This window comes from Bacillus sp. JJ634, from assembly GCF_036962285.1.
Taxonomy (GTDB): Bacteria; Bacillota; Bacilli; order Bacillales; family DSM-1321; genus Peribacillus; species Peribacillus asahii_A.
The window spans coordinates 1-17,978 of the sequence record NZ_JBALMU010000104.1 but is presented as its reverse complement, the minus strand read 5'-3'; the positions used below and the strand labels follow the sequence as shown (position 1 = coordinate 17,978).

The 17,978-nt window shown below is 34.0% G+C and carries 12 protein-coding genes, 1 pseudogene and 1 riboswitch; of the genes and pseudogenes, 10 read left to right on the top strand and 3 right to left on the bottom strand.

All coding sequences use genetic code 11. The features are described 5' to 3' along the window. The first annotated feature begins 438 nt into the window (after positions 1–438). Positions 439–3,189, top strand: coding sequence for a hypothetical protein (locus tag V7068_RS15485; protein WP_499713549.1), 2,751 nt, complete (start codon positions 439–441; stop codon positions 3,187–3,189). A gap of 512 nt (positions 3,190–3,701) precedes the next feature. Here the strand turns inward: V7068_RS15485 and V7068_RS15480 are convergent. Further along, entirely contained in the window at positions 3,702–3,923 is a 222-nt protein-coding gene (locus V7068_RS15480) for a hypothetical protein (RefSeq protein ID WP_499713548.1), read from the bottom strand. Next, positions 3,895–4,797, bottom strand: coding sequence for a DDE-type integrase/transposase/recombinase (locus tag V7068_RS15475; RefSeq protein ID WP_499713546.1), 903 nt, complete (start codon positions 4,795–4,797; stop codon positions 3,895–3,897). The genes V7068_RS15480 and V7068_RS15475 overlap by 29 nt, the downstream gene beginning before the upstream one ends. A 635-nt stretch (positions 4,798–5,432) precedes the next feature. On the opposite strand from V7068_RS15475, the gene V7068_RS15470 reads away from it, so the two are divergent. The 3 genes from V7068_RS15470 (at position 5,433) to V7068_RS15460 (ending at position 6,994) form a co-directional block, all read left to right on the top strand. Then, positions 5,433–5,870: a hypothetical protein gene (locus tag V7068_RS15470; protein ID WP_499713545.1), complete on the top strand. Its 438-nt coding sequence runs from the start codon at positions 5,433–5,435 to the stop codon at positions 5,868–5,870. 220 nt (positions 5,871–6,090) lie between these two features. Beyond that, complete coding sequence (locus V7068_RS15465; protein ID WP_499713543.1) at positions 6,091–6,444, top strand: hypothetical protein; 354 nt, start codon at positions 6,091–6,093, stop codon at positions 6,442–6,444. 100 nt (positions 6,445–6,544) lie between these two features. Beyond that, positions 6,545–6,994 carry a hypothetical protein gene (locus tag V7068_RS15460; RefSeq protein ID WP_499713542.1) on the top strand — a complete coding sequence of 150 codons (450 nt, stop codon included), beginning with the start codon at positions 6,545–6,547 and terminating at the stop codon, positions 6,992–6,994. Between the two features lie 617 nt (positions 6,995–7,611). Here V7068_RS15460 and V7068_RS15455 read toward each other — a convergent pair. After that, the gene (locus V7068_RS15455; RefSeq protein ID WP_499713541.1) at positions 7,612–8,214 is read right to left on the bottom strand and encodes a hypothetical protein; all 603 of its coding nucleotides are present in this window, start codon (positions 8,212–8,214) and stop codon (positions 7,612–7,614) included. Between the two features lie 840 nt (positions 8,215–9,054). On the opposite strand from V7068_RS15455, the pseudogene V7068_RS15450 reads away from it, so the two are divergent. From V7068_RS15450 to V7068_RS15425, 6 genes and pseudogenes are all read left to right on the top strand, one after another. Beyond that, positions 9,055–9,444 (top strand): annotated as a pseudogene (locus V7068_RS15450) (tyrosine-type recombinase/integrase); the annotation flags it as partial. 1,084 nt (positions 9,445–10,528) lie between these two features. Next, entirely contained in the window at positions 10,529–11,704 is a 1,176-nt protein-coding gene (locus V7068_RS15445; protein ID WP_499713540.1) for a hypothetical protein, read from the top strand. Positions 11,705–12,201: 497 nt separating this feature from the next. Further along, positions 12,202–14,241: an acyltransferase family protein gene (locus V7068_RS15440; protein WP_499713539.1), complete on the top strand. Its 2,040-nt coding sequence runs from the start codon at positions 12,202–12,204 to the stop codon at positions 14,239–14,241. A 132-nt stretch (positions 14,242–14,373) separates the two neighbouring features. Further along, positions 14,374–14,871: an Ig-like domain-containing protein gene (locus tag V7068_RS15435; protein WP_499713537.1), complete on the top strand. Its 498-nt coding sequence runs from the start codon at positions 14,374–14,376 to the stop codon at positions 14,869–14,871. A gap of 167 nt (positions 14,872–15,038) precedes the next feature. Continuing rightward, positions 15,039–15,123, top strand: a riboswitch (cyclic di-GMP riboswitch). A gap of 20 nt (positions 15,124–15,143) precedes the next feature. Then, complete coding sequence (locus tag V7068_RS15430) at positions 15,144–15,782, top strand: hypothetical protein (RefSeq protein WP_499713536.1); 639 nt, start codon at positions 15,144–15,146, stop codon at positions 15,780–15,782. A gap of 218 nt (positions 15,783–16,000) precedes the next feature. Then, positions 16,001–17,320: a short-chain fatty acid transporter gene (locus V7068_RS15425; protein ID WP_252295551.1), complete on the top strand. Its 1,320-nt coding sequence runs from the start codon at positions 16,001–16,003 to the stop codon at positions 17,318–17,320. The last annotated feature ends 658 nt before the right edge of the window (positions 17,321–17,978 follow it).

Here is a 17,978-nt window from a genome sequence, read left to right as displayed (position 1 = left end):
AAAGAGCTGTTTATCTATGAAAGTAATAAATATATATGTCTATCAACATGGGTTAAAAGTATTCATTTTCTATGGATTAATTTGTAAATAACTCAACCTAATTCCTATTATTTTATGATTGGATATCATATTAATATACAATATACCCATAAATTACTAATAAAATAGGTCTAAAATTTTGATAAAAAGCTAGAAATTCCAAAAAACTTGTATTATTATAGTTATACAAGAATGATTTGGTAGATAAATCATTGTTGTTTATTTTTGTGCTAAAGGCACTACTAGTAGAACAAATAACTTGCAAAGATACATATAAAGTTAGTTTACTAGTACTTAAGACGTTAGTTCTGTAAAGTCGTTAGATGAAGTATGTTCTGTTTTGAGCAATGCTACCTAGCGCAACACTATAGATATATTTGAAGGGAGATTACTTTCTAAATGAGTAAAAAGAAAGCAATTAAAATCGCAACGGCATCAGCAATCGCTTTAACAGGAGCAGTAGCAGTGGCACAACCACAAGCAGAAGCTGCAACAAACTCTGTTGACAAAGCTATCACAAAAGCTACAAAACAAGTAGATAAAGCATTTAACCTTTACTACAACACTGCAAAGAAAAGCAACAAACTTCCAAGTGGTTCTGCAATCAGAAAAGAAGTTAAATTAGCTGAGCAATACTATGCAGCTGCTGAGGCAGAAATCGCTAAAAAAGGTGGAAGTAAAGCGCAAAAAGCTGCTTACACTAAAAAATTAGAAAAAAGCAAAACTTCTTTAAACCGCGCGAAAAACTATGTTGCAGCAATCAGCGTAACATTAAAATCTTCAAGAACAGCATTTGAAGCTGCTGTGGAAGAAGGAAAACAATCTAAAGTATTATCTTCTAAAAAAGCACTTGATGCAAAAATTGCTACATTTGAAGCAGCAGTTAAAAAAGTATTCGGTCCAGATGCTCGTCGTGTACTAACAAAAGTTTACACAACTCCAGCTAAAGCAGAAGCTGCTTCTGTAGACACTGAGTTAAAAGTATATGCTGCTTATAAAGAAATCGAAAGCAAAAAGTTAATCACAACAGATCTTAAACTAGCTGGCGAAAAAATCGAAAGCGTTAAAGCTGAAGTTGAAGAGCTAAAAGCTAAAGATACTAAATTAGCTAAAAACATCTTAAAAGCTGTTGAGAAAAACAACAAAGCTTATGAAGCTGCAGTAGAAGCTGCGAAAGTTCCTGCTGTTGAATCAGTAAGTGCGATTAACGCTACTCAAGTTGTAGTTAAATTTAACAAAGAAGTTAACAAAACTGACGCTCAATTAGTTGCTAAATATGCTATTGGTGCAAATAACCCAACTTCAGCTGTTTTGGGAGAAGATAAAAAGACAGTTACTTTAACGTTTGCTAACGCAAGTCATGTAGAAGTAACAAACGGTACAGTAGTAGTTGAGCCTGTTAAAACAGCTGCTGACACTGATGTGACTACTACTAAATACGTTTCTGTATTAACTTATGAAGATAAAGAAAAACCAGAAATCGCAAGCGTTGAAGCAAAAACTAAAGGTTCTGTTGCAACAAGCCTAACTGTAAAAGCTTCTGAGCCAATCGCTTCAGGATTAGCTAAGGTTAACGGAGAGTATGTATCTGTAAACTTTAACAATACTGATACAGCTACAATTACTGGTCTTTCTTTAGAAACTAGTAAAACTCATACAATTGAACTTATCAACTTAACAGATAAGGGTGGAAATGTAACAGTATCAACTTCTACAGCATTTAATGTTAATGTTGATTCAGCAGCACCAACAGCTACACTTACTGCACAAGGAGATAAAGGAATACTTGTTACATTCAGTAAGCCTATGGATGTTGCTTCTGTTGCTGCAGCTTTCACTGCTAATAATGGTGTTAAAAATGAAACTCTTGATGCTGTAAATACATCAGCGGTAGTTTCTGCAGTTGCTGATACAAATGATACTCAATTCCTTATTCCTGTTACTAGCACTTTATACGCAGACAAAACTAGCAGAACTTTAACTGTTGTTTTCCCTAACACAATTCAAGATAAATTAGGTAATAACATTGCTGCTGGTAGCCAAGCGGTTACTTTAACAAAAGATTCTACTAAACCAGTTGCAACTGGATATAAAGTAATTAAAAATGCAAACGGTGAAGTTACGGATATCGAAGTTTCATTTAGTGAAGGTCTTGCTGCTGATGCAAATCCAGCTGAGCCAACTATTGTTAACGATAATGGTGTAAATGTAACAGCTAGTTTGTTAGGTGGTTTAACAGCTGACGCAATTGTTGCAGGGGACAAAAAAGTTACTTATTCTGCAAATACTGCGGCTAAAGTTTCTGGTAAGTATGCATTCTCATTCCCGGTTAACTTAGTAACAGACCAATCAGAAGTGGGTAACAAATCTGCTGTGTTTAATTACACTATTGACTTCGGTGCAGGTGCAACATCATTTGATTTACCATCAAATCCAACTTCTGCAGCTAACGTTATAACAGTTGAGTTTGGTAAAGCTGTTAAGGGTGGAGCTGTTGCTAACTCTGCAACGGACCTAGCTAACTATACTCTATCTGGAAAACCTCTTCCAGAAGGAACTACTATCCTATTAGACGCGGCACAAGATACAGCTACTATCACTTTACCAGCTGAATCAATTGCTAAATCTGATACAAACGCAGTATTTACTGTAGCAAATGTCAAATCCCTAAGCAATGAGACAGTTACTAACTATAGCGGAACACTTGCTGTTGTTGATAATGCTAAACCATTATTAAAATCTGCTTCATTCACATCTGACAATAAATTAGTTACTGTCTTTAGTGAAGATTTAGCGGCAGCTCCAACTTCAACTGAATTTATTATTAAATTAAATGGTAAAGCTGTAACTACAACTCCTACATTTGTTGCAGGTACTGGTTCAGATGCAGGCAAGTATGTTGTTGACTTGGATTCATTAGTTAAGAACGATGCTACTCAAACTTACATTGATATCGATGGAAATAACACATACGCAGCTGCAACAGATATTTTTGTAAAAACAGAAGCAACTAAATCTGCTTTCTCAATTACATCATCTCCAGTAGTAACTTCAGCTTCTATTACAGTTGTTGACGCACCTGCTACTACAAAAGATACATCTGCGTTAAACAATGTTTTAACTGGAAAAACTGTTATTACTGTAAAATAATAAACGCGGATTATACCTGTAACTCGTAATATGTCGAGATATTAATAGAATGGAAGGAAAGCTCTGTGGAGAATTGTCTGCAGGGCTTTTCTACACCTCATAGTTGCTACGAAATGCATTGCTCCCTTCATGCAAATGCATAATTATGGGGTGTGAAAACAAGACAGGGAGTGTATTTACTCTCTGTTTTTTATTTAGCCGTAATCAAATAAGGTAATAAATTTATATTATAGGGTACGTTCCACTGTCACTCCTCGATATATGTCGAAGATTATAGGTTAGAAGGGAAGCTCTGTGGAGAGAAAATCTCTACAGGTGTCCACTTCAAAAATTCAATCCACGATTAAATCATCCTATTTTTATAGGATGATTCGTTTATTTTCGAGGGCGGTAGATTCATTGTAGACAAAAGGTAAAGGGCATATACGATGATGAGAATAAAAGAATCAAAAAAGAAGGGCATACCAAATAAGCCTTTCTATGAAGGTTTTTAAAAAATAGATAGTGAGGTGTTAAGCTGCTTTTTTGTAAGTATGATAAAGGCCGTTTAACACAGGTGTCGCTTCTAACTTTGTTTCCGCTGCTAATGTTGGAATATACACCGGTGAAGAAATGGGTGTCTTACCTTCGATTCCTTGATGCGTTCGATTTGTGTTGTAGTAGTCGTTGATGTATTCGTGAAGTAGTTTATGTAAGTGTAATTGGTTAAGTGGGATGATTTGATAATAGTTCACGCTTGATTGTACCGATTACTCTTTCTGCATACGGGTTTTGCCACGGTGAACGATAGGCCGTTTTCTTTGAGGTAATGCCTGATGATGCTAAAAACCGTTGAAATATTTTGGAGCGAAAAATGGTGTCATTATCATGAATGAGATATGTAGGTACTTCACCATATGGCGTTGCATTCCTAAATCGTTGTATGGTCCATTGCGCTGTAGGATTATATGTTACGCCAAAAGAAATAATCTTTCGAGTTTGATGATCAATAATCACTAATACATAAAGTACATCAAAGGTTAACGTTGGAATGGTAAAGAAATCAGTTGCCCAAGTGACAGACTGATGATTTTTAAGGAATGTCTTCCATGATTGAATTTGTTTTTCAGTAGGTGGTTTTCTTACACTCGGAATATATTTAGCTATTGTATTAGGTGCAGGAGGTTTTTCTATTCCTAGCAGTTGTAGTTTTTCATGAATTTTCTCAGGTGATGGCAAAGGATTTTCATGATGTACTCTCTTTATGAGCTTAATCGTTTCTTCAGATATTTTAGGTCGTCCTGTTTTACTTGATTTGCGTCTCCAGTGTAGTTTGAAAGCAGTTCGATGCCATTTAATGACTGTTTCAGGTTTGACAAGAACCAAGCGAGATTTCCGATTTACCAGATACTTAGAAAGAATAACCCAAAGCTGTCTAAAAGCTGGAGTTGGTGTCAGTTTGGGCAGCTTCTGTTTTTCATAACGTTGTTTATACAGTGCTAATTGACTTCTAGGAGCGATATTTTCAAGTTTAATATCGTTTGAAGATTTAAAGAAAAGAGAAAGAAAGGGTATGAGATAGTTCATCCACTCTTTAAAGCATACATATAATGAACGAATAATAGACAAAACAAATCCTCTCCCTACTAAAATAAGTGATATATATGATCCATTCTAAATCAGGCCACAGAGAAGGTTCAATTTGTTATGATAATCAAAAAAGAAAAGTGAACCTTGGATCATGGCAATGTAGGCACATTAAAAGCCTCATAATCGCTTTCTCCTTTTTATTGAAATGATTAATATATTTAACATCCAATTCTAATGATAAAGGGTAAAGATGAAAGGTTAAACCTTATATGTACAAATTAATGGGGAGACTGGTATATCCTTTTTATAGTACAGGTGCTTCACTTGAATAAAAGTCGATTTCTTTAATCTAGGAAATCGGCTTTTTTATGTTTAAAATTAAAGGAGGTAAATTTGTTCTATACATTTTACGAATAGGCGATGTTAAGTAACAATAAAGTCGTTTCAAAAAAACGCCAGTCATGTTATTCAACAATCGGGTCATATTGTGGAATAACTCTTTAAAAGTACTTTTTTAGATAGAAGGAGGAATTAGGGAAGCGTTACGGCATCAACGGGTTTAGTTCTTTCATATCATCTTCGTCGATAAGGATATAATAGTAAAATTTACCTATAATTACAACAATTATGCTAGAATAAATATAGTTTTAATCCAATCTTTGTAGGGGAAATGTATGCCAATTGTTATTTTAGAAGCAAACGAACTTGTTAAAACTGTAGGAGATTTGAAGAGCATTGAAGAAGATGATACAGCTACAATACCTATTTCAGATAAAACATTGGCAGTTAAAGAAAAGTTATGGAGAGCGCTAACACCTGATGAACAGGAGGAATTTAATACAACATCAGTAGAAGAGGCACATGGACCTTTTCTAAGTTATTCGGGTATGAGATATAAAGAAGTTAATCTAACAACACACGAAATTTTCAAAACTTTATCCGATTTTAATGAGATTTTAGGAAATGTAGGAGCTCTTTCTAGATTAACGTATAACGCTGTTAAAAAGTTATGGGAAGCCTTGGAACCTAATGAACAAAAACAATTCGATGGGAGGTACCCAAATCAACATAAACCATTTTTGGTGGCCATAGGGAAGAAAGCCAAAAAGTAATAAAATCTTTAAGCACCCTTTCGTGGGTGTTTTTTTTATCCTACCATTGACAGATTTTCTTAATACACTAACTGGCAGAATAACACAACAGGAGATTCCTTTTTTGATAACATTTGCAAGATTAATAATTTTATTTGTGGAATGTTTACCCTCATTGAATTGAACATCTGAAAAGGAGTGGGAGAAAATTCTTGGTTGTACGAAGTAGGGGGGATAACTAATGTCAATTAGTAATAGTACCTTGAGAAATCCAGGTCCTTTTATTCTGAATGAAGATACTGTAAATATAGCTATTGCAGACTTTTTGAAAAGTAAGGGATTTGATTGTGAAGTGCCTTCAACCGGAAGGCAACAAGGAATAGATGTAAAAGCAAGTAAAGGCAATATAAAAATTTTTGTTGAATCAAAGGGGTCTCAGAAAAACGACGCAACTAATGATGAAGTATTTACCCATGGCCAAATAGTTAGTCATATTGCTAGACAGATACATACGTTGATGAAGTATGGAGGGGAAAATAATATTTATAATCAAAATTTAATAAGAAAGGGTTTTTATTGGTCGTTTTTTTATTAAAACCGTACAATATCTTTCAAAATCAATTCCCATTTTCCCGGCGAATGAAGTACAATCATATTATCTATGAAATTATTCCATATTTTAGGGGTGTTGGAAAGTGGAAGAAGTTACGAAAAGAATATATGTTTATGGTAATCAGGAGACACTTACCATTCAGATTGAAGTGAGCAAAAGAATATATACGAATGACGGTATGGATTTTGAAGATATTGATTCAATAGAATCTCACGAATATAGTATAGAAGCGATGCCTAGAGCGAAAGCTTTCTTTAAGGATCAATGGTTCGAGGACGTACATTACATCCAAGTACACCACGATTCTGAATCGAATAAACATTTCAGAGAGTTAACCAAGGATATCATTCCGAGAAACCATCAAGGGTGTTGGTCTGTAAACTCTGGTGGAGGAGGTGTATCCTTTTTTCCAACTCCTTCTTTTTTTAGCAAACGTAACGAGTTAAGAACATTTGGTCAGTTTGTGGACCGGTTAGAATGGTTGAATCAACAAGGGATCGAGTACCCAGAATGGAAAAAACAAAAAATGTAAACCTTCCGAGATTTTTTTGGAAAGATCACCTTTGTACTTCATTTTATACATTTGTTTGGTTAGCGCAACAAAAGCCCCTTATAGCCGGGGCTTTCTCTATTATTTTCTGATTTGTGAGATTTACAATCTCTTAAAGTCAATGCCGACTTCCTTAATGAAGGAGGTACAGCATAAGTCATCCTAAATGGCTTAATGACAGGGTTGCTGCTATGAACCGCAAAGTAATTACTTATACTAATCCTAATACCAGCGTTCTTGCAACTAAGGGCAAAGTAGGGACTTCTGATATTACCAATAACCACTTTTTTTGTAACTACTTTGTCCATTTATCTATCAGTTGAATGATTGCCATTGGATTCTATAATTATCAAAAGATATGTCCAAAAGTATTACCAAATACTTTTATCACAAATTTAGAGTGCTCTTGGTTACTTTACTTTGCGGTCTACAGTAAGAACCCTGTCATCAAGCCTATTAGGGGTTTGCTGAGTTCCTTAATGACTTACCTAGGAGATAGGTTGAAGTCAGAGGTAGAAGCGCAGAATCTCGCGAAGATAAATTATATAAATGGGTCGAATAAAATTTTGTTCTTCATCACAAAAGTTTTTTTTACATTGTTAACCTATTCCTTTTATTCTCTTTAATCTGCTCACTTCAATTTGTAATTGTTGTTCATATTTATTAATAACTTCCTCTACTTGCATCCCTTTCTTTCCACATTCATTAAGATCAACAAACAAAGTAGCCATCCCATAAAAGTCGTTTTCTTCTTCATATTTCTTAAATTTCTTCAGTAATTGAGGGAATCCATCAAAATATTCACTGTGGTAAGAGCGATCCTTTAGCATCTTAGTATATTCATCTCGATCTCTTCTTTTTATTAGATCTATTAAAGCTTCACAAAGATAGGTCCATTTTTTATTATCTCTTGTATATTCCCATAACTTATATAAACCATAAAATGGGATTAATATTACAAGAGGATCTGAAGGGGCCTTCTTACCAGTTAAAGAGTCGAAAAATTTGGCTACAAATAAATAATCCTCTAATTCTTGCTTTGTATAACTAAAAGGTTCAACAAGAATTTTATTTTTTATGAGGCCATATGTTTTATCTCTTTCATCAGGACTGGTAAGACTTACTATAGCTTTATTTATTGCGTGATCTCCAACTTCTATTCCAGCCTTTTGAGCAAATGCTATAAGTAATTTCTTATACATCATTTGTACCTCCTATTGAAGATAAAAAAGCCTTTTCTTGTCTCCTAGAAAAGGTTCTTTTGTCCAAATATAAATGAACTTCAATAATGTTAAAGTGTTGCAAAATCATTTTCATCAGATGATATTAAATAATTTTCTCCATGGTGGCTTAAATAGTCACCGGAAATTCCATGAATGCAATTTGCAATGTCAGATATATCTGCTTCTTTCTTCTGAGCCAAAACCATGAGGCTATAATATTTCATGTCAGGATTTTTAAAACAAACCCGTTATCGGCAGACCTCCCTATTGCTTCAGGCAGAAATTCAATCAATGTATATCCTTCCTTTAAAAAGGCCTAAGATTTGATTTCCTAGTTCTGCAGGAGACTCGATTATGATTTGATTTTCTGATACTTTTTCTACTTTAATACTAAAGTTCATTATTTCACCTCTTTTTTTACTAATTTCGATAGAGTTGAAGGGTATTCCTTCCGACCTGTTCTTGTTAAACTAATGAAAGCCCGTTAGCTTAAGTGTTTTTCTTCACAATCTCTAAACATCCAATTTTTATTAAAGATAATGGCCCCCAGTAATTGAACAAGGTTTCTAAGAATAACATGAATACCCTATACCAATCTAGTTTACATAATAATCCATCATAGAAGCCAAAACACGAGTCAATCCCTGAATCCAGCCAAAATCGGCGAAATTCAGGGGTTTTTGTGTTGGGAAATAATATAAAAAAGACCTTTATAAACGAAAAGTGCGTTCCCCGTTTTCACGGATCTCTCTAAATTACTAGTCCACTTTCTTACAAACCAAACGGTTGCCTTTATGGCTGTCTGTATTGTTGATTTAATTCTCAACGAATTCAGTCATTGTACATGGGAAAGGTGATAAAGAAAGGGAAGTATACTTTAATACTCGTTGCTGTATTTGGTTAAAAAGGTATCTAGATGAAAGAGATGATGAGGATTCCTGTTTGTTTGTTACGGAAAGAATGCCAAACAAGCGTATGAGTATTGATAATCTAAGATATATTATCAAACAAATATCAAATCGTGCTGGGATAAAAAAGAGTATACATCCTCATCAACTACGACACAGCTATGCTACACATATGATTAATAACGGTGCGCCACTTGAAGTAATCCAGAGCTTGCTCGGTCATGAGAAGAGTGAAACCACAAAAATATATGCTCAGCTAAGTGGAAAGTTGAGACACGATTTTTATAGTAAATATTTTTGAAAGAAATTTAATTTAAATCATAACCGAAATCGAGGTGCGCATATAAAAATGCGTGTCTTTTTGTTATCGGGCCATTTCCTGGAGCAACACAATTGAAGAAAATGGATATTTGCATTGAAGAAATTGCGATTACTTACTATTAAAGAGCTGCTTTGTTTAAGTGAAAAATTTATTAAAATGAAAACTACTCTTCTAAATAACGAAAATTTAGAATTTACCCTTAATTTTATAGGAAAATTAAATTGGGAATATAGTAATATATTAGTATTAGATAAGTGCAATCATGGATATAGCGTAGATGAAAATGAATAAAGAAATTTCTGCTGATTTTTCTGAGAAGAATTTTACATAAAAAATAATGAATTTCCAGAAAAGAAGAGCTTTACATACAGATCTCTTCCCCATGTATCTGACCTTTGGACATTTTCTAGATGAGGAAGAAGCAAAAAGGAGAATTGAAAAAGATATCATAAACCTTTCGATTAATCGAAAAATCAAAGGAAGACCGATTACGTACAATCGTGAGATACCTATTTTTCACTTCCCATTAGGCTCGGGCATTTTAAACTTAAGATTTTGGTTCAGTTTAGAAACAAATTACGTCCAAAGACTGACGAAGCAGATTTCTTTATTTTTAACTGCGATTATAAAATTCCAGAATTATTATCTGCTTATGGAGAAACTATAAATTGGAAATTTATAGAGGGGAAAGAATGGTCATCAAAGATGAAGGGGGGAGAAAACTGCTGAGTCAACCTGGAAAAGAAGTGAAATTATTCTTTTAATAGAGAAGTATTTAAGTTATTACTGGCTTACAGAAAATCTAGTCCCATTTGTGCTATTCCTTTATTGTAGGGGAGTTATTTAATTTGTATTTTATCTATAATTCACTATCAATAAAAGAGATACCAAAACTGGAGCTAGATAAATTTGATGAATGCAAAATTTACCAATATATAACAAAGGTGGAGAACAGTGAAATTATTAATATTAATAGGTATTTTACTTTTATTTATAATCATTAANNAAAGGTTTGTCAGTAAAAATCTTAAAAAAAGTAATGATTCTAGGTGTAATTGCTGTTGTGGGAATCTTAATAACCATACAAATCATTAAAACGAGTGAAAGAGCAGATGCACAGATAGAAGCAGAATCTAGACGATTAGAGCTACAACAATATGAAGAATATCAGCAGAAAGAATTCGATAGAAAAGTATCTCCTTTTAAAGAAACTTTTGGTGGAGTCTGGTATCCATATGAAAGTAACCCGATTACGAATAAAGATGGGGTAGCCTTAACTGATTATTCTATTAAACTTCATTTTATTGATGAAATTAATGCAGAAGTTGAAATCAATTATATGGAGGGAAATACTCCTAGAACGGAATCTCTCAATATTAATTATCATTCGGATGACAATCTAGCCTTTCTGTATGAAATGGTCTCATATATAGAATCTAAAGATGGAAATTCGCATGGTGGTGGCCGTTTTGAAATAAAAGAGCCTAGAAAAGTTTATAAGGATAAAGTAGGTTGTATGGATTGTAAAGACTTCACTTTTCAAATTGAAGCAGAATCAAAGCTTACAAACTTCCCCAATCTTACATTTGTAAGTGGTTATTATTCAAGAAAACAGACATTGTCTAAAACAGATGAGCCTACAACAAATCAAAACGTTGGAACTAGCGAACAAGATAAAGTGACTACTCAAGAAAGTGAGCCTTCAGCAGCCAATCAAGAAAATGCGTCACGAGAATTAGATTCTATAGGTTCTGTCTCACAGAAAGAAATACAAGGTGATGAACAACATAATGAATCTAGTAATGAAGCAAATCTTCAAGCTAGTCCCCTTGCTCTTAAATTAGATGATTTATCAGGAGCTTGGAAAAGAGTGACACCAAATGTAAATATGACTCATGATGTGCAATATATCTTTATTAAAAGACTGGACAATATTCCTACACCAACATGGCGATTTACAATGGAAACAAGAAACTATCTTAGTACGAATGATTACTCATTAACTGAAAGTGAATTAGAGTTTATTGAAAATAATCAATCTATTGCAACGATGAAACGACCTGATGTCAATACAGGATCGGAAGGGTTTATTATTCATGCAACATCTACTGATACAATCAGTGTTCAACAATTAAACTTTTCTGAAACAGAAATCGTGACAGAAGAGTTTAGAAGGGTTTCTAGAGATGAAATTGAAGAAGAATTCGTAGGGGTCTATGATGTATTGATCGGAAAATGATGGGTTAAAAAGGAGGAATTTTATTAGTGAGTGATTATATACTTATTCCAGAATAGGGCGCTATTGTTCAATTAGAGCAATGGTCTCTTATGCGAACGGTCAGAATAGTTCAAGAACGTAGAGTTGAATGAAAGAAATATAAGAGGTGTATAAATGATTTTAAACGATTTTATGAATGAGACTTTCTCGAACTTAGAATAGATCATCATTGTTTTATAGTTGGGATATGGGGATACGGTTTGAATTAGGGGTAGAGTCAAAAAGTGAATATGATTACCTATTTACAAGGGTGTTATAAAAGGGCTATTCCTTTAGTAGAGTCCTTACATTGTCCGACGGGTGGTATTTTTATCGCAGTTGATGGAATTGGTTTTGATAAAGATCAAACCATTAAATGTAAATTAAAGAGTTTTTCCTACCATGTTAACAAATCATTGTTGTATGGTGATATAATTTGAAATTATATAAAATCATAACAAGTAGGAGATAGGATTTAAATGAATCAACTATTAGCTAAGAGTGAGAGTAAACGTAGACCTGAAGTCGATAGAATTCAGAATCAACCATTAATTGATATTGAGAGTAAATTCAGACCCGAAATCGAAGGGTTACGCCTTGTTGCCGCACTATTGGTAGCCGTCTATCATATATGGCTTAATCGTGTTTCTGGTGGGGTTGATGTATTCTTTGTAATTTCAGGTTTTCTTATTACTACTTCAATTGTCTCCACAATTAATCGAACAGGAGAATTTCGTTTTCGGCTATATGTCACAAAGTTAATGAAAAGATTACTTCCTTCTGTATTTTTTATTCTTGGAATGGTTCTGGTGTTAAGTTGGTTTTTGTTACCTGAATCAATTTTAAATAAAACGATACGTGAAGTATTTGCTTCCATGTTTTTTTATCAAAACTGGCAACTGGCTTTTTCGAGCACGGATTATTTAGATTCCAGCCAAATGAAAACACCTGTTGAACACTTTTGGGCCTTGTCTATACAAGGACAATTTTATATGATTTGGTTTTTGATATTCACTTTCATTTTATTGTTAATAAAAAAATATAAAGTAACTAAAGTTAAAACATTAATCAATACTATTTTAGGGATATTATTTGTTTCTTCTTTTATATACTCAATCTATTTAACGAATATCGATCAACCATGGGCTTATTTCATTACGATGACACGTGTGTGGGAATTTACTTTAGGTAGTTTGCTCTGTATCAATTTATCATCAATTAAGGTAAATAAATATATTGCTACAGTGATAGGTTGGCTTGGATTAATCGGTTTAATTTTAACAGGAATAATTTTCAATGTATCTGAAATGTTTCCAGGGTATATTGCCTCATGGCCAATGATCTGCGCATTATTCATTGTTTTGTCTGGTACGCGCGATACAAAATATGGTGTCAAACGCTTTTTAGGTTCATCTGTAATGGTAAAGCTAGGCGGAATTTCTTTTGGAATCTATTTATGGCATTGGGTATTATTAGAATTCTATCGTTATAATGTTCAAGAAACTCCAGGAGCTATCGTTGGAACTCTTATTATCATTTCATCCATTATCTTATCTTTTTTAATGACACGATATATAGAAAAACCAATTCGGAGCTCAGCTAACAATAAATCATTTAATAGACTTGGGCTAATGGGTGGTGTGAATGTACTCTTAATTGGATCTCTTTTGATTGGAGTATATATAGGCCAATCTAAGCTAGAAAAAGAAATAACCTATGAAAATTACCCAGGAGCGTTAGCTGTAAAAAATCCTAATGATGTACCTGATAAAGAACCGATACCGGCATTTTCCAAAGCTTTTAATGATTTACCACAAGCGCATTTGGATGGCAGTAATCAGGGTGTAAAAGATAGCGACTTAAAAATAGGGGAATATGGTAAAACCGAAAATTACGATGCTACCATTGCCCTGATTGGTAGTTCTCATTCAGAACATTGGTTAGGTGCGATATTACAAGCAACAAAAGATTCTAATTATCGTGTATTGAGTCTGACTCGTTCAGGTACACGGTTTTCAACAGGGTATCCGGATGATGAGTTGAAAGGTATCTGGGTCAATAATGTTCTGGATTATCTAAAGCATGCAGATGTAGATCTTATTGTTGCTCAAGCTACAGCTTCTGATACATCTAATAATAGAATCCAACAACAAATGGTTGATCAGCTGCAGTATGTTAAAGATGAATATGGTATGGAAGTGTTAGCTATTCGTGATGACCCAAGATATAGTTTTAATGTGTTGGAATCATTAGAAACAGCTGGAATAGAAGAAACTGCAAAAAAAATGAACTTAGCAGATAATCAGAAAGACGAAAGTTTTTGGAGACAATTTGAAAATGAGAATAAATCATTGCATAAAATTGACTTAACAGATTATTTTAAAGTAAACGGTAAATTCCAGCCTGTGATTGGTAATGTTGTAATTTACCGGGATAATAGACATTTAACTAACACTTATTCTGAAAGTTTCGGACCTGTTTTTGAGGAAAAAATCAATAAGATACTCAAAGATGAATAATAGGGTTCCCTAAAGCATAGTCAGGATGCTGAGAATTTGAGATTAGGCCAAAGTTTAAAGCGATAAAGTACGAAAGAAAAGCTCTGCTAGAGAATGAACTGCACCCCAATTGGAGGTGCAGTTTTTTATAGCTTGAACTTGACGAAAAATATGAATCTTTCTTTATATTTAACGAATCCAAAAGATACAGGTTTTTATGTAGAAGTATTTAATCAAAACAATTTGGTTTACCAATATTTGTACACGGGATATGGTACTGGAAAACTTAAAAATATTAGTAATCTTAATCTGAAAAAAGGTCTTTACTATATTAAAGTTCGACATAACAAGGGCGAGGAAAACAAAGTTCCTTATACGTTAAAGGTTGTCCAAAGGGAGACAACACCGCCTTTGATTCCGACTGTTAATAAAGTAACAACTAAGTCTACGAAAGTAACCGGAAAAGCAGAAAAAGGTGCAACAGTTTATGTGTATAGAGGAAGTAAAAAACTTGGTCAAGCGGTTGCCTCAAGTTCTTCAGGCAGCTATTCTGTGAAAATTGCCAAGCAAAAGAAAGGTACTAGTTTAAACGTTTATGCAAAAGATAAAGCTGGTAACAAAAGTCGAACAAAAACAATAAAAGTTCAATAGAAAGTGTCTGTCAGTCAACTATCTAACAGGATAGTTGATTTTTTTATAGTTTTAAATGACATTATGGATAGTATTGGAGAATGTCATGAAAAGTACACAATACTCAGACTATGGGGAGAAAGACCTCTTTAATTTTAAAATTTTAAACCGATAAAATAAATGAAATCTATATTAAAAGGTACAATCAAGGAAACTTGATGTCACAAAGCTATTGGGGCTAAGGATTGTAATCTATGCCAGCCAGCTGCCGTTACCACAGGGAGGAGAAGGTAATGAAAACAAAATGGTTTTCAAAGGTTTTAGCAAGTTTAGTAGCAATCACTCTACTATTTGGTTCCACTTCATTTGCGAGTGCGAAGGGATCAGAGAACAAAAAAATAGAGCAAAAGAATCCAGTTAAGAAAGAAGATAAGTCTTCTAAGAACAAGAAGAAAGAAAAAGAGAAAAAGGTTGCTGTGAAATCTAAAACTGGTAAAACAGTTGAAAAACGTCTGAATACTATCGATTCTTCAATCCAAAAGATTACGAAATCTATTAATTTATACTTTGATGTAAGTGAAGATGGAACAGCTGATAAAGAATTAAGTAAAAAAGCAGCATCTAAAAAGTATAATAGCTATAAAGGGAAACTAAAAGCCGAAATCAATAAGCTTCGTGCTATTGATAAACAGTTAGCTTCTTATAAGAAAAAGCGTAAGGTGAGTACTTCTGAGTTCGATGCTTTAGCAGAAAAGTCTAAAGAACTTCAAAAATTAGCTGCAGATGAGATTGAACGAGTGAAGTCTTTAGTGGAACAGGCTTCTACTCCAAAAACAGAAGATGAAACAACACCAACAGAATCAGATGAAACAACACCAGCAGGGTCTGGTGAGACAACAAATACACCGGAAGAAACAACTACAACAGATTAAGCGGTTTAATAAGAGTAGTGCTTGTCACTCTCTAAAGTTTATTGGAATTTTCATTTAATAAAAAAGGAGAGTGATCACTCTCCTTTTTGCATAGGTCCAGTTTTGGAGTGGTACGGGCCAGAAGGTCATTTGTCTGAAACAAATAAGCATACCTTTAACATATCGCTGAAGTGTCTGCCATATGAATAGGGTAAGACAACAGTAGAGGGGGCCTCATGATGTTAAATGCCATTTCTGATAAGCTGTCGAAGTGGATTAATCGTTACTTGCCCGATGCCTTTGTTATTGCAGTATTGATGACATTACTTGTTTTCATACTTGGTTATATTAGCACGCCGAAAAATCCCCTTGATCTTATTCGCTCCTATGGTGATGGTTTTTGGGTTTATTTGGCTTTCACGATGCAAATGGTGCTGTTATTGATGACAGGGATGGTACTTGCTTCTGTTCCGTTTATTAGAAAAGGGTTGGAGGCATTATCGGCAAGAGCCAATACGGCGAATAAAGCCTACCTTCTTACATTTTTGATATCAGCTGCCGCGTATTATATCAATTGGGGGTTAGCTGTTGTCGTGGGTGCCATTGTAGCGAGGGAGGTAGGGAAACGGAATAAACAAGCACATTTTCCATTATTGGTCGCTTGTGCTTATGCGCCGACCGCTTTGTATACAGCGGGTTTATCTAGCTCTATTGGACTTACAGTAGCTACAAAAGGTCATTTCTTAGAAGATACAATGGGTATTATTCCGACATCTGAAACAATCTTTCATTCAGGAACGATTATCATTTTCCTTGCTTTATTAATAACGATGCCTCTCTTTATTTTACTTATGGCTCCGAAACAGAATATTATACCGTATTCACCTCCTGCCAGAGAAAAAAGTAATCAGGAGAAAAGTTCTGAGATAGAAGAGTCTACTCCGGCTATTTATTTAGAGAAAACGAAAGTGTTAGGCATTTTAATTGGATTGATTGGAATTATATATGTTATCGTGAAGTTTTCAAATGAGAAAGATTTAAATCTAGATATTATTAATATGTTCTTTTTATCTCTCGGTTTACTACTTCATGGTTCTTTATGGAACTATGGTGAAGCATTTAAGGAAGCAGCGAAATCTATATCTCCTATTATTTTGCAATTCCCTTTTTATGCTGGAATTATTGCTGTATTAGGAAGTTCGGGGTTAGCGGAGAATATTATTCAGGCTATGGTCTCTATTTCAAATAAAGAAACTTTCGCTGTATTTACTTATTGGACAGCAGGATTAGTGAATATGTTGGCCCCGTCAGGCGGAGGGCAGTGGGCTTTACAAGGGCCTTTGCAAATACCGGCTGGATTGGATTTAGGCGTGGATCCAGCAATTGTAGCCATGTCTGTTGGTTGGGGAGATGCCTGGACCAATTTAATACAACCATTTTGGGCATTGCCTATACTCAGCATTGTAGGGTTGCATATACGACATATCATGGGTTATTGTTTTTTACTCTGTATTTGGGTAGGAGTGGTAACGACAATATTGCTGTATTTTGTTTATTAGGTAAGATAACTGTCACTCCCCGTAATTTATTGGAGAGTGATAGACTAGAAGGAAGGCTCGGTGAAGAGAAAATTTTCTTTGCCGGGCTTTTCTTGTAACTGAAAATAATGATTTGTTCTATTTCATCATAATTCATCGATTGGAGTTCTCTCAATCAATATATTTGGAATTGTTGCTTCAGGATAGCTGTAATCCTGAAGCAATTGTTTGATATTCTCCATTAATTAAATCTCCGTTAGTTTTTATTTTTTTTAGTGATACGAATGCTTTCTTTTTGAAGAATGCACATGTGAAAAATTTCTTCTATATAAGGTCTTTGTGTCAACTTGAAATATATTGTTTATTATTTCAGTGTTTTTTAAAAGTTGTTGACTTCTTTATACTAAGATAGTAATATTGTAACTCCCACGAAGGAATTCTAACGAAATAGATGATTTCTTTTTGGGAAGCTTTGAGAAGTTAACGAAAGTGAAAGTTGACTTTGAAAATCCTTTTTTTCAATAAAAAATATTTCAAAAAAGTTATTGACTAATTTTAAAAAGATATGGTATATTAATTGAGCGTCATTAAGACATGGTTCTTTGAAAACTAAACAAAACAGAAACGCCAACGTTAATTTTTAAAGTGAGTACACACTATAAAAAAGTACAACATGAGC

Excerpts from the sequence above, each read along its gene's own strand:
- V7068_RS15470 (WP_499713545.1), top strand. The coding sequence starts at position 5,433 with ATGCCAATTGTTATTTTAGAAGCAAACGAACTTGTTAAAACTGTAGGA.
- V7068_RS15455 (WP_499713541.1), bottom strand. The coding sequence starts at position 8,214 with ATGTATAAGAAATTACTTATAGCATTTGCTCAAAAGGCTGGAATAGAA.
- V7068_RS15425 (WP_252295551.1), top strand. The coding sequence starts at position 16,001 with ATGTTAAATGCCATTTCTGATAAGCTGTCGAAGTGGATTAATCGTTAC.
- V7068_RS15465 (WP_499713543.1), top strand. The coding sequence starts at position 6,091 with ATGTCAATTAGTAATAGTACCTTGAGAAATCCAGGTCCTTTTATTCTG.
- V7068_RS15430 (WP_499713536.1), top strand. The coding sequence starts at position 15,144 with ATGAAAACAAAATGGTTTTCAAAGGTTTTAGCAAGTTTAGTAGCAATC.
- V7068_RS15485 (WP_499713549.1), top strand. The coding sequence starts at position 439 with ATGAGTAAAAAGAAAGCAATTAAAATCGCAACGGCATCAGCAATCGCT.
- V7068_RS15440 (WP_499713539.1), top strand. The coding sequence starts at position 12,202 with ATGAATCAACTATTAGCTAAGAGTGAGAGTAAACGTAGACCTGAAGTC.